This window comes from Moorena sp., assembly GCF_982860115.1.
On sequence record NZ_CEYLVT010000027.1, the window covers coordinates 38,363 to 51,071 of the forward strand.

The following is a 12,709-nucleotide window of genomic DNA, read 5'->3' on the forward strand; positions in this document are numbered from 1 at the left end:
TAATATAAACTTCAATGGTTAGTAAAGGTTAGGGAAGTCTCACGGTTGGAGCCAAAGATAGTATTGGCACCCTGACCTGAGGTTCATTGATTTAATTAAATCTGATTGTTTGACTCTGGTTTTACTCTTGAGGAGTTAAACGCTTACGGAAATCGGATACTGTCAAATCTAACCCTTCTGATAAAGGAATAGTAGGTTCCCAACCTAGTAAAGTTTTAGCTTTACTAATGTCTGGTTGGCGACGTCGGGGGTCATCCTGAGGTAGAGGCTTAAAGATAATTTCTGTATCAGGATTCACCATTTTCTGAATTGCCTGAGCGAGTTCTAATATAGTGTATTCTCCAGGATTCCCGAGATTAATCGGTCCGGTATGGTCATTATTCATAAGTCGAATTAGTCCTTCTACTAAGTCGGAGACATAGCAGAAACTGCGGGTCTGTGAACCATCCCCATAAACGGTTAAGGGTTCCCCCTTCAGAGCTTGCACCACAAAATTGCTAACGACTCGCCCATCGTTTTCCAGCATTCGAGGACCGTAGGTGTTAAAAATGCGGGCTACACGAATGTCTACACCATTTTGTCGATGGTAGTCAAATGCGAGGGTTTCTGCCACTCGCTTCCCTTCATCGTAACAACTGCGGATCCCAATGGGATTAACATTACCCCGATAATCTTCTGACTGGGGATGAACATCCGGATCCCCATATACCTCAGACGTGGACGCTAATAAGAATCTCGCCTTCACCCGTTTGGCTAACCCTAGCATGTATAGGGTACCCAGGACATTGGTTTTGATAGTCTTGACGGGATTGTACTGGTAGTGAACTGGGGATGCTGGACAAGCAAGGTGGTATATTTGATCAACTTCTAACCGAATCGGTTCAGTGATGTCATGGCGGACCAACTCAAAGTAGGGGTGTGCCAGCCATTTGAGGATATTCCGTTTGTGGCCAGTATAGAAGTTATCCAGACAAATAACTTCATGACCTTCTGCCATCAAACGATCAATTAGATGGGAGCCGATAAAACCAGCCCCACCAGTAACTAGGATTCTCATGCAACTGAACTTTGGTGATGTGAAATCAATCCTAAACTAACCTCTGAGTTTAACAGTGTCCAGTTAGACAATTTTTTTTTAATTTATGGCAAAAATTCCGGATATATATCTCCCCATATAGTTGTTCACCTACCTTGAAAACCGATTCAGTAATTACCGAAGGTTATGATCAAATTTTATTGGCTGACTAGTTGAGAATTACCCTAGTTGGTAGTAAGCATTACGAAATTAGTACTCGGCTTTCAGGTCTAGACGTTTAATGACTGAATCCCCCCTCTAGCCTTGGTCAAGACGTAATACTGCCATAAACGCTTCCTGGGGAACATCAACAGTGCCTACAGCCTTCATCCGCTTTTTCCCTTTTGCCTGCTTTTGGAGAAGTTTTTTCTTCCGGGAAATGTCACCACCGTAGCATTTAGCCAATACATCTTTTCTCAAAGCGGGAATATGTTCACTAGCAATTACTCGACTACCAATAGCCGCTTGAAGAGGAATTTTAAATTGGTGGCGGGGAATAAGTTCCTTAAGTTTCTCCACCAAGGTCCGACCCACATAGTAAGCTTTGTCTCGGTGAACAATTACGGCCAGGGAGTCCACAGGTTCCGCATTAATCAGTAGATCCAGCTTGACTAAGGGATTATCTCGGTAACCAATGAGTTGGTACTCCATACTGGCATAACCCCGAGAGCGAGACTTCATTTGATCAAAAAAGTCAGTAACCACTTCTGCTAGGGGTAATTCATAAATTAAAGTAGTCCGTCCTTGGGCAAGATAAGTCATATCCTTAAAATCCCCACGGCGGCTTTGACAGAGTTCCATCAGAGTCCCAACATAGGTTTCTGGAGTAATCATTTCTACCCGGACATAGGGTTCGGCAATTTTTTCCCGTTCTTGGGGGGATGGCAGAGTACTCGGATTATCAATTTCAAGGACTTCTCCCTGATTGGTGGTCACTTGATACACCACTGAAGGGGCAGTGGTGATTAGCTCCAAATCATATTCCCTTTCCAGGCGCTCTTGGACAATTTCCATGTGCAGCAAGCCTAAGAAGCCACAGCGGAATCCAAAGCCCATGGCAGAGGAAGTTTCTGGTTCGTAGTTCAGGGCAGCATCATTGAGCTTGAGCTTATCTAATGCTTCCTTTAAATCCTTATACTGGTCAGCATCAGTGGGAAACAAGCCACAAAAAACCATGGGTTTGGCTTCCGTGTATCCCGGTAAAGGGTCAATAGCTGCTGCTTTTGCTAAAGTAATGGTGTCACCCACACGGGCATCCGCTACCGCCTTAATGGCAGCAGCTAGGTAACCAACTTCACCCGCATGGAGTTCATCCACTTGGACTTGGTTAGGGGAAAGCACCCCTAGCTCATCAATTTCGTACTCCTTGCGAGATGCCATCAAGCGAATGCGATCGCCTTTTTTTAGAGTGCCATCGACCACTCTAAAATAAACGATTACGCCACGATAAGCATCATAGTAACTGTCAAAAATCAACGCCCTTAGGGGTTGCTCTACGGTATTGGTTGGAGCTGGAATTAGATGTACAATAGATTCCAGGATTTCGTCGATACCGATACCTTCCTTGGCTGATGCTCGAATTGCTTGGCTACAATCAAGACCAATGATATCTTCGATTTCGGTACTTACCCTTTCCGGTTCAGCTCCAGGCAAGTCTATTTTATTTAGAACGGGAATAATCTCTAGATCGTGTTCAAGGGCTAGGTAAACATTTGCTAGAGTTTGAGCCTCTACACCCTGGGATGCATCGACTACCAACAGTGCTCCTTCACAAGCCACTAGTGAGCGCGACACTTCATAGGAGAAATCCACATGACCGGGAGTGTCAATTAAATTGAGAACGTACTCGTGACCATCGCTAGCAGTATAGTTCATCCGAGCCGCTTGCAGCTTAATCGTAATTCCCCGCTCCCGTTCCAAATCCATATTGTCCAGGAACTGTTCTTTCATCTGGCGGTCGCTTACGGTACCAGTAGCTTGCAGTAGGCGATCAGCTAAGGTCGATTTCCCATGATCAATGTGGGCGATAATCGAAAAATTACGAATATGAGAGACAGGGGCATCAGTCATAAGCTATTGGTATAAACCCAGTCAATAACTGGTCTATTGAGTTCATGATCAACTTAATGTATTTTAATGTTTTCCGTCAGAGGTAAGGGTACTATCCCTGGAATGGTTATAAGTGAGCCAGGCTAATTGTCAGTTATCGTAAAGTTATATTAGTAGTGTTATTAGCCCATTGATTATGAATGATCATGCCTTGCATCAAGAGGGTTTGCTTGAAAACCACCTTGAGTCTACCAAAGCTACTAACGTAGATCTATCACGTTCAGCTGACAAAGAAGAAATTTCTATTCATTTGGATACGGAACTCTTGGATCAAATCAAACACTTGACTAATGATCCGAGTAAAGTAATAGAAACGGCAATTCGTCAATGGCTCAGGGGTGAAAGGGCAACAGATCAGGAATTAGCCCGTACCTTTGACCGAAATCCGCCCCTGCCACCCCGAGGTGAGTGGAACGATTGATATACAAGAGGTAAAGGCATCTACTTTGAGAGGTTGCCATTGGCTCGTGGGTTAGGGTTGGTTGGTTGCATTTACGTGTTGAAACGGGAACTGAGGCTCCCGGTGTTGCTTGTAGTTTCCAGGTTTCTTTTAATGGCTGCACCTGTGAATTTTCAATGTTTTCAAACTGGATATATAAATAGGCAATCCGCTAGTGCACAAGGTGATTCTAACTTTTTGCAGGGTTTAGGGTGTGAGCTGGTTTATACTCAAGAGGCATCGGGCAAATGCCTTTCTTTTTACTGGCAAGCTGCTGAGCAATATGGTCTGAGTTTGACACAAGTGGTGGGACTTCCCCTAGAAGATGCATTCTGCCCGACTGAAGCCGAAGCCTACCAAGAGAGGCTTCAGAGAATTTTGAGCAAGCGTTCCCCTGAACGTTGTCTTCAATCGTTTTGTTACCAGGACAAATCCTTTGCCTTTGAGTTGGTCATTAGCCCCATTTTGCCACCGGAGGGCGTTGCAACAACCGTTCTAGTTATGGGTCACTTGTTGCCGGAATCATCAACATTGGAATGGCAGGAATCTCCTACAAACCTCAGTGTAGACCCCCATCAACAATTACTCACCAAAATTTCCCGGCAGATTCGTCGTACCCTCGATCTAGATACCATTTGGCAACAAACTGCCCAAAGTCTAGGGGAGGCACTCCAGGTCAGCCGTTGCCTCGTGTGCTATTACAAACCAGACGCACGGGTAACCAAGGTGCAGGCAGAATATTGCCAACAGCCCTTACGGTCAATGGCCAAACAACTGCTACCCTTAGATTCTGAGCCTTACCTGGAACAAGCCCTCACTAGTCAGGAGCCACTGCTGGTAGAACACATTGTTCCTGGTGAATGGGAACAGTTGTCTGTGTTGGTGGTTTCAACCTCCTATAAAGATGAACCTAATGGTTTGATTTGCCTACAGCAGTGTGACCATCGCCGTCAATGGAGTGCTGCAGAAATAAAGTTAGTGGGAGAATTGGCTGAGCAAGTCGGCACAGCGATCGCTCATGGCACCCTTTACAAGGAGTTAGAAATAGCTAGCGAAAGGGCTGAAGAAGCGTCTCGCCACAAAAGTGATTTTCTGGCTAATACTTCCCATGAGTTACGCACCCCTCTCAATGGCATGATTGGGTTTCTCAAGTTGGTTCTTGATGGCATGGCAGACGATCCACAGGAGCAACGGGATTTTATCCAAGAAGCCTACAATTCTGCATTGCATCTGCTCAATATTATTAATGATATCCTGGATATTGCCAAGATTGAAGCGGGTAAAATGGAGCTAGAACTCGCTCCAGTAGAATTAGAGTCTCTGTTTAGAAAAGTTGAGGACTTTACGATCAATCAAGCCGAGCTAAAAAACCTCAGCCTCAGAATTGAAATGCCTGATGTCTATGATGGCATTGTTATGTATGGTAACTATCAAAGGCTGCTACAGGTCATGTTAAACCTAGTCGGTAATGCCATTAAGTTTACTGATGAAGGTGGGGTGACTGTTAGTGCTGAGGTGATCCGAAAGAAGATAACTTTCAAAGGTACAGAATTCCCAGGATTGGTTAAAGTTCGAGTTGCTGATACTGGCATCGGTGTTTCCCTCGACCAGCAAGACCGGCTGTTTCAAACATTTACCCAAGTCGATGGTTCCCGGACTCGCCAATATGGCGGCACGGGTTTAGGTCTAGTCATATCCCAAAAGCTGATTGAAACTATGGGGGGTGTGGTCAATTTTTTCAGTATGGGGGAAAATTTAGGGTCAACAGTTACCTTTACAGTACCTCTTTATCAAGTTCCTGTGATGATTTCCAATCAAGCAACTGATATGGATTAACCATCCACTGTTTAGCTTACTATTACCATACTATGGAATTAAAAGAAAGTCAGCTGACCTGTTAATAGTTAACAGTTCATTATTTATAAAATATAACGGTAGGATTGGCACGCTTTTTGTGGAAAATTTCAACTAAACTTACCTATACTTCTTCCAAAGCATGATAAATTTGGGAGTAATGGTTAAAAATGTTAGTATTATTTTTAGATTAAAGTTAGCTTAAAGTATTTCACCCAATTTAAAGATTCTAGGTAAAGTAGTAATGCTATAATAACCAGCGTCAGAGATTAGTGAATGAGTAGTCTTTGGATAAACTATCGGTTGACTTAGCAAGACTATGATCGAAAACGCAACAGCTCGTGAAGTATTCCAGGCGGCTTACGACAACCGCTACACCTGGGACGACGATTTTCCTGGTTACAAAGCTGACTTGGAAATTAAGCAAGGTGATGAAGTATACACTGGTCAAGTTCGCATTAATGGTGATCACAGTGTTGACGTCAGTGGGTTTGATGATGACAAGGTCAAAGAAAGTGTCTATAACCAGATGCGGGATATTGTGACCCACCGTAAGCGGTCATCCTTTGAAAAAGCCCATGGTAAAAACCAATTTAGCTTTGGTGACAATGATTCTACTGGTGCAGTAGAAATTTTTGTCAAGGGTGATGCTATGGGGTCTAACTATAAAGTCCGAGGGCAGGAAATTTGTCATGTCAGTCGGGTGATGGGTCCGATGGCTTTTACAATTAATACCAACGATAGCCTAGATACAGGAGAAGGGTATATTTCTTCAGGCTACAATGCCATTTTTCGCAATGCCAAAACTGGTGATTTGATGGCTAAACGAGAGTTTGAAGACAGCTTTGAAAAAGTTGATGATTATTATATTATGACTCGTCAAGTGGTTTATGCCATCGAGGAAAAAGGGCGCACAGCTACTGAATTCAACTTTTCTAATATCAAATTACTCGAACCAGCTATGGTTTAAGCTTTGCTTTTAAGTATTCAGCCGTGAGCCAAACGCGCCCCGCATGGCCTTTGGCCAAGGCTCACGCCTGTTCCTGTAGCGTGCGCGTAGCGCATATGCTTATCTGTTATTTACGGGGAGAGAGTTCAAACATAACGATCGCAAAACTCCAATCCCACAGATACATGGCTAGTTTGCTGGGGATAATCAACAACTGGGCGAGTAATGATAACTAGGGAGATGCCTAACTCAGTAGCTAGGGCTCGTTTGATATCTTCTCCCCCAGCAACCCCAGAGGCCTTGGTGACAACCACAGAGATGTCCCAATGATGCCAGAGTGCCTTTTCCAACTCAGCTGGTATCGGAGGGCGCAGGGCAATAATTCGATTTGGGCTAAATCCAGACGCGATCGCTACATCGATGGCAGTAACACTCGGCAGAATCCTGGCGTATAGGGTTGACTGGTCTTGCCAGCTACGGAATAAGGGTAAATGTTTGTAACCGATGGTCAGTAATACCCGCTGCTGATGGAGATAGTTACCAGAAATCAGCTCTTGGAAACTATTGAGATAAATGATTGGTGAATTGTCTAGTTCAGAACTTACCTGAGAATTTAGCTGTTGCCGTTCAAAACGTAGGTAAGGTATATGCCGAGCACAAGCGGCTGAAATCGCTATTTGGGAAATTTCCACCGCATAGGGGTGAGAGGCATCTAGGATCGCTACAATACCATGCTTCTCCAAAAACTGCTCTAGCTCATTTGTATCTAAACGTCCGACTCGAACCCTTAAATTTGGGGTTTGGGGATAGAGGGATTTAGCCGCCGTTGTGGTAACCGTTACTGTACAGGGAATCCTCCTGGATGCGATCGCATTTGCCAGAGTAACACTTTCCGTGGTGCCACCAATCAGCCAAATACGGCCACTGCTATCTAGCACTCCTATCTGCCCTTAAGGGCTTTAGTAAAGTTTTTGCGATAGGACTTATTGGCAACGATTAAAGCTGGCCACAACAGTGACAACGCTATCCGATTGGTTAAGCTGCGGCTGAAGTCAGTGCGCTCAAACCCCCTCCAGAATTTCCACACGCCATACCCATAGACTACCAGTAACCCGAAGACAATTAAGTTAGCCATTCATCAAAAATCTTGCCATATTTGGAAACCCCGTCTCAAGTAAGATAGGCGTCTCGCCTGACAGGGAGGAAAAGCGAGCCCAAGGTGACGTTTTAACTACCCTTGTTGAATCTGGGTAGAAGACATTTGGTTATTGTTACATGCTTTTTTACCTCCGGTGCTTTTTATAAGATAATTTTCATATTAATGATAATTTTACCTTATCAAGCCAGTGTTAGACCATGACCTCAATACCATAAGTGTGTAGGTTAATCAACCGGTGCGACCTGAAAGCGCACCTACGAATTGATTCGGATTACAGCTCAAAGTAGCATTGATCCAGATCCAGTTTCTCTAGTCTTCATTTGTGGTGTGACCCTTAGGAGTGACAGACTAGCCAAACTCAGTAGTGATCATTACCTGAATGAAGAAGCAGCGGGTTAACGCGCGATCTTTCTTCTGAGGTCGGAGGAAACTTGGCGACACCAGTGTCGTTAGTTATGGTTCCACCAGTCTTTGTCGAAAGCACTCTTTTATGACTCACTATCGACTAGGCCATACCAAAATCACGGTTTTGAGATCAAGTCACTGTTTGTGGAGGAAAGTACTTCACTAAAAAAAGCCCATAACAAGACAAATGAACGTAGACAACATGATCAAACCCCTTAACGGGTTAAAAGAGGAGGAATTATGCGAGCAGTGCTGATGGCTGGTGGTTCAGGAACACGGCTGAGACCGTTGACCTGTGATCTGCCCAAGCCCATGGTGCCAATCCTGAATCGACCCATTGCTGAACATATCGTTAATCTACTCAAACGGCACAATATCAATGAGGTCATTGCCACTCTGTACTATCTCCCAGATGTCATGCGGGACTACTTCCAAGACGGCAGTGACTTTGGGGTAAAGATGACCTATGCGGTAGAAGAAGAACAGCCTCTGGGGACTGCAGGTTGTGTTAAAAATATTTCCGAATTACTCAATGAAACCTTTTTAGTCATTAGTGGTGATAGCATCACCGACTTTGATTTGACTGCTGCGATTGAATTTCATAAAGCTAAGAAATCAAAGGCGACATTAATCCTAACTCGCGTTCCTAATCCCGTTGAGTTCGGGGTGGTGATTACCGATAAGGAAATGCGCATCCGCCGATTTTTGGAAAAACCTTCGACCTCAGAAATTTTTTCCGATACTGTTAACACTGGCACTTACATTCTTGAACCATCGGTTCTAGAGTACCTGCCATCAAATGAGGAATGTGACTTTTCTAAAGACCTGTTTCCAAAACTGCTCGAGAACGATGAGCCAATGTATGGCTATGTAGCTGAGGGATATTGGTGTGATGTCGGTCACCTGGAGGCTTACCGAGAAGCCCAGTATGACGGCTTAATGAATAAGGTCACACTAGACTTTGCTTACCCAGAACAATCCTCAGGAATGTGGGTGGGACAAAATACCTATATCGACCCTACTGCCAAGATTGAAACCCCAGTACTAATTGGTAGCAACTGCCGGATTGGTCCAAACGCCCACATCGAAGCAGGAACAGTAATTGGGGATAATGTTACCGTCTCTGCCCACGCTCACCTGAAACGACCGATTATTTGGAATGGAGCGTTGATTGGTGAAGAGGTTAATCTGAGTGCCTGCACCATTTCCAGGGGAACCAGGGTAGACCGTCGTGCTCAAGTTTTCGAAGGTGCCGTTGTCGGTTCCCTGTCTAAAGTCGGAGAAGAAGCTCAAATTAGTCCCACTGTAAGGGTTTGGCCAAATAAAACTATAGAATCAGGTGCAACATTGAATATCAATTTAATTTGGGGCAACACTGCCCAACGGAATCTTTTTGGTCAGCGGGGTGTCCAAGGCTTAGCCAACATCGATATTACTCCCGAATTTGCCGTTAAGTTGGGAGCCGCTTATGGGTCTACCTTAAAACTAGGCTCCCAAGTATCACTCTCCCGTGACCAGCGTAGTATCTGTCGCATGGTGACCCGGTCTTTGATTGGGGGATTGATGTCTGTAGGTATTGATGTCCAGAACCTAGATGCAACCGCAATTCCCGTAGCTCGCACCGTGGTACCAACCCTAGGGGTTGAGGGAGGTATCCATGTGCGCGTGCATCCTGACCGACCAGATCATATTCTGATCGAAGTTATTGATGCCAAGGGAATTAATGTCAGCAAGGGTAAAGAGAAAAAAATTGAGGGGGCTTACTTTAAAGAAGACCTAAGACGAGTCCAGATCAATGATATCGGCAATGTTAACTACCCGATCCAGTTAATCGATATCTACGGTACTGCTTTTGAGAAGCATCTCAATGTAGAGGCAATTCGCAACAGTAGTGCTAAGGTAGTTATTGACTATGCTTATGCCGTGTCTGGTGCGGTTTTACCCCAACTGTTAGCGAAATTTGGCGCTGATGCAGTAGTCCTCAATGCCAGTTTGAAACAAACAGCTATCTCCACAGAAGAACGAGAGAGTTTGCTCAATCAGCTGGGTCAGGTGGTCGAGGCTCTAAAAGCCAATTTTGGCGTGCAGGTCTCTGCTAATGGGGAACAGTTTATTTTGGTGGATGAATCGGGAATGTCGATTCGAGGTGAGGTATTGACTGCACTGATGGTCAATATTATGTTAACCTCTAATCCCAGGGGAACTGTGGTGGTTCCAGTCCAGACATCAAGTGCGGTGGAACAAATTGCCCGACGCCATGATGGCAAGGTGATCCGCACCAAAGCTAACCCCACAGCACTGATGGAAGCTTCTCAAAGCAACCCCAATGTGGTCTTGGGAGGCAGTTGGGATATGGGCTTTATTTTCCCCCAACTACATCCAGGCTTTGATGCCATGTTTGGAATCGCCAAGTTGATCGAAATGCTGACAGTCCAAGAGCGATCGCTTGCTGATATTCGCGCCGAACTCCCCCGCGTATGGTACAAAAACGTTACTCTGCGCTGTCCTTGGACAGTTAAGGGTAGCCTGATGCGTCATCTGGTCGAAACCCATCCCAGTGAGCAGCTCGAACTTGTTGATGGCGTTAAAATTATCAACCCCCAAAATGATAACTGGGTGTTGATTTTACCCGATGCTGGCGAACCCTTAGTCCATATTTTTGCCAACAGCGATGACCGGGATTGGGTCGAGGAAAATCTCAAGCATTATCGCAACCATGTTCAGGAATTCGTTGAAAAAGAACAAGGTGTAGAAGCACAACCTTCAGCCGTGTGATAAATCCGTGTCATAAATCCGATTGATCGGCTGTTAACAGGTAAGCTATCAGCTATCAGCTATCAGCTATCAGCTATCAGCCATTCCCGTAGCGTGGCCACAGGCCTTTAGCTGACGGCTGAATGCTTACGTTAACAGGCATAGCGGTGCCTTTTCTAAGAGTTTTTGTAGACCTCAGGAAAGTCACCGCTATGCCCTTGTTGGTAGTTAATTGTTGGTAGGTTAAGTTCACTCAAAGAAAAGCCAAGAGTATTGGTACGCTTGTTCTATAATAAAGAGTCAACATTAAAAGGACAAGGGAGATAGGAGATGAACAGCTGCATTTTAATGGCACAAATTATTCAGGATCCAGAACTCCGTTACACCTCAGAGAATCAGACACCCCTGACTCAGATGCTAGTACAATTCGCTGGTGTCAAGGCTGAGGAATCCCCATCCACCTTAAAAGTGGTAGGTTGGGGGGAATATTTGGCTAATGAAATTAAAACAAACTATTCCACAGGCGATCGCGTGGTGATTGAAGGTAGCTTAAGGATGAATGTGATTGAGCGACCAGAAGGATTCAAGGAAAAACGGGCAGAATTGAATGTTTCCCGGATTCACAAATTGGGAACAGATGATCACTTCGAGCCACAAGTTATGGCCTCGGATAGAACTTTCCAGCGTACCCCAGAACCATCCTCTCCCCAAACCTATGATAAGGTTGTATCGATGGATCAACATCGGATGTCGTCATCAGTTTCTTATCCCAACAATACCGAACAAGATTTTGCTTATACCAGCACTGAACAAAATACTGAGCAAAGTTTTGAGTCTTCTTTTGGGTCTTCATCTCCTCAAAACCCAACCTCTGGTAGCCCTAGTCATCAACACGATTTAGATGATATTCCCTTTTAGTTATTAGGAGCAAAGATTAAATTGTGTTTCAACTCCTTTACGTACTGATCTATGCCCTCCAGCCTTATCTAAACCTGATTTGCTTTTGTTTGGCTTGGGGGATAACGATGATTCTAGCTTGGAGCGTTTTGTCAGCAGTCCGAGAAAGTTTTGCTGTTGCCAAACGACTGCATCAAATTCCCTGTTCTAACTGTCAGTTTTTTACTGGTGATTATCGTCTTAAATGTACCGTGCATCCCTCAGTTGCTAATTCTGAGGCAGCAATTAATTGTATGGACTTTTGTTCAAAAAATAATTACATGACAAGAGTTTAAAAGCTCACGGGGTGACAACAAAGCTCAAAGCTAGATAGGTGTTAGGTTTTAGGTTTTAGGTTTTGGGTAAAATGAGCGCATCGGAGTCATTTGTATTGCTCTCTATTGAAGCAATTTTTACAAGACTTCGTCAATGATAGTTTTAATCAATCCATCCCGCACGGACATTCTTCCCTAACACCTAACCCCTAAAACCTAACCCCTGTAAGATTTTAAAGAGCGCTTGTCACCCCCTGAGGTTTAAAAGACTCGACAGTAAGGGCATTGGCTTCATCCTTGCTAGTGGGGAGGAAGCCCGTAAGCATGTGCGCGTAGCGCATATGCTTAGATCACTATCTCCTTGGCATCAACTTGGCGATAATAGTCTTCCATTTCTGCATCAATTTCGTGACGATAGGCTGCTATATCTCCTAGCACCTCATCAAACAGAGGATTGTTGGCATACATACCAGCAAATTCCATCCAAGGATGTTGATTATTGGCAGATTCAACTTCCAATGAAATGATATCTGCTTGACCTAGACCGTCAGTCAAAAGTTGGCGAATATTAGGGTTAGCTTCTTTTTGTTTCTCAATCCTGCACATAAGCTAATAGCTAATAGCTTAGGTTATTATAGCAAATCAATAATTTCTATTTTATCGTGACAATCTCCGCGCTCATTAAACCTTTTCTATTTTAGGAGCTACTGCTCCCAGCGCTATCGTGAAAATTACTAGTTATAGCTATTCTCTC

10 protein-coding genes are annotated in these 12,709 nt (G+C 44.4%); 5 read left to right on the forward strand and 5 right to left on the reverse strand.

Features of this window, described 5'->3' with window-relative positions:
- Positions 1–121: 121 nt before the first annotated feature.
- Together AC4II3_RS07390 and lepA are read right to left on the reverse strand one after the other, a co-directional pair.
- Positions 122–1,057 carry a UDP-glucuronic acid decarboxylase family protein gene (locus tag AC4II3_RS07390; RefSeq protein ID WP_488006629.1) on the reverse strand — a complete coding sequence of 312 codons (936 nt, stop codon included), beginning with the start codon at positions 1,055–1,057 and terminating at the stop codon, positions 122–124.
- A gap of 276 nt (positions 1,058–1,333) precedes the next feature.
- The gene (lepA, locus tag AC4II3_RS07395; protein WP_488006631.1) at positions 1,334–3,145 is read right to left on the reverse strand and encodes a translation elongation factor 4; all 1,812 of its coding nucleotides are present in this window, start codon (positions 3,143–3,145) and stop codon (positions 1,334–1,336) included.
- A 175-nt stretch (positions 3,146–3,320) separates the two neighbouring features.
- On the opposite strand from lepA, the gene AC4II3_RS07400 reads away from it, so the two are divergent.
- The 3 genes from AC4II3_RS07400 to AC4II3_RS07410 all read left to right on the forward strand — a co-directional run bounded on the left by AC4II3_RS07400 (position 3,321) and on the right by AC4II3_RS07410 (position 6,447).
- The gene (locus tag AC4II3_RS07400) at positions 3,321–3,605 is read left to right on the forward strand and encodes a hypothetical protein (protein ID WP_488006633.1); all 285 of its coding nucleotides are present in this window, start codon (positions 3,321–3,323) and stop codon (positions 3,603–3,605) included.
- A 132-nt stretch (positions 3,606–3,737) separates the two neighbouring features.
- Positions 3,738–5,459, forward strand: a complete 1,722-nt coding sequence (locus tag AC4II3_RS07405) for an ATP-binding protein (protein ID WP_488006635.1) — start codon at positions 3,738–3,740, stop codon at positions 5,457–5,459.
- A 337-nt stretch (positions 5,460–5,796) separates the two neighbouring features.
- On the forward strand, positions 5,797–6,447 hold the full coding sequence (locus AC4II3_RS07410; protein WP_488006637.1) for a DUF3386 domain-containing protein: 651 nt from the start codon (positions 5,797–5,799) through the stop codon (positions 6,445–6,447).
- 125 nt (positions 6,448–6,572) lie between these two features.
- On the opposite strand, the gene AC4II3_RS07415 is transcribed toward AC4II3_RS07410, so the two are convergent.
- Positions 6,573–7,364 (reverse strand): cobalt-precorrin-6A reductase, encoded by a 792-nt coding sequence (locus AC4II3_RS07415; RefSeq protein WP_488006639.1) that lies wholly within the window; start codon positions 7,362–7,364, stop codon positions 6,573–6,575.
- Between the two features lie 2 nt (positions 7,365–7,366).
- Positions 7,367–7,561 (reverse strand): hypothetical protein, encoded by a 195-nt coding sequence (locus AC4II3_RS07420; protein ID WP_008178699.1) that lies wholly within the window; start codon positions 7,559–7,561, stop codon positions 7,367–7,369.
- A 669-nt stretch (positions 7,562–8,230) separates the two neighbouring features.
- On the opposite strand from AC4II3_RS07420, the gene AC4II3_RS07425 reads away from it, so the two are divergent.
- Positions 8,231–10,765 carry a sugar phosphate nucleotidyltransferase gene (locus AC4II3_RS07425; RefSeq protein ID WP_488006641.1) on the forward strand — a complete coding sequence of 845 codons (2,535 nt, stop codon included), beginning with the start codon at positions 8,231–8,233 and terminating at the stop codon, positions 10,763–10,765.
- Between the two features lie 309 nt (positions 10,766–11,074).
- Positions 11,075–11,662 (forward strand): single-stranded DNA-binding protein, encoded by a 588-nt coding sequence (locus tag AC4II3_RS07430; protein WP_488006644.1) that lies wholly within the window; start codon positions 11,075–11,077, stop codon positions 11,660–11,662.
- Between the two features lie 638 nt (positions 11,663–12,300).
- On the opposite strand, the gene AC4II3_RS07435 is transcribed toward AC4II3_RS07430, so the two are convergent.
- The gene (locus AC4II3_RS07435) at positions 12,301–12,561 is read right to left on the reverse strand and encodes a hypothetical protein (protein ID WP_488006648.1); all 261 of its coding nucleotides are present in this window, start codon (positions 12,559–12,561) and stop codon (positions 12,301–12,303) included.
- Positions 12,562–12,709: the final 148 nt, after the last annotated feature.

What these genes read in the sequence shown, in the direction of transcription:
- AC4II3_RS07390 (WP_488006629.1), bottom strand. Translation starts at nt 1,057, where the DNA reads ATGAGAATCCTAGTTACTGGTGGGGCTGGTTTTATCGGCTCCCATCTA.
- lepA (WP_488006631.1), bottom strand. Translation starts at nt 3,145, where the DNA reads ATGACTGATGCCCCTGTCTCTCATATTCGTAATTTTTCGATTATCGCC.
- AC4II3_RS07400 (WP_488006633.1), top strand. Translation starts at nt 3,321, where the DNA reads ATGAATGATCATGCCTTGCATCAAGAGGGTTTGCTTGAAAACCACCTT.
- AC4II3_RS07405 (WP_488006635.1), top strand. Translation starts at nt 3,738, where the DNA reads ATGGCTGCACCTGTGAATTTTCAATGTTTTCAAACTGGATATATAAAT.
- AC4II3_RS07410 (WP_488006637.1), top strand. Translation starts at nt 5,797, where the DNA reads ATGATCGAAAACGCAACAGCTCGTGAAGTATTCCAGGCGGCTTACGAC.
- AC4II3_RS07420 (WP_008178699.1), bottom strand. Translation starts at nt 7,561, where the DNA reads ATGGCTAACTTAATTGTCTTCGGGTTACTGGTAGTCTATGGGTATGGC.
- AC4II3_RS07425 (WP_488006641.1), top strand. Translation starts at nt 8,231, where the DNA reads ATGCGAGCAGTGCTGATGGCTGGTGGTTCAGGAACACGGCTGAGACCG.
- AC4II3_RS07430 (WP_488006644.1), top strand. Translation starts at nt 11,075, where the DNA reads ATGAACAGCTGCATTTTAATGGCACAAATTATTCAGGATCCAGAACTC.
- AC4II3_RS07435 (WP_488006648.1), bottom strand. Translation starts at nt 12,561, where the DNA reads ATGTGCAGGATTGAGAAACAAAAAGAAGCTAACCCTAATATTCGCCAA.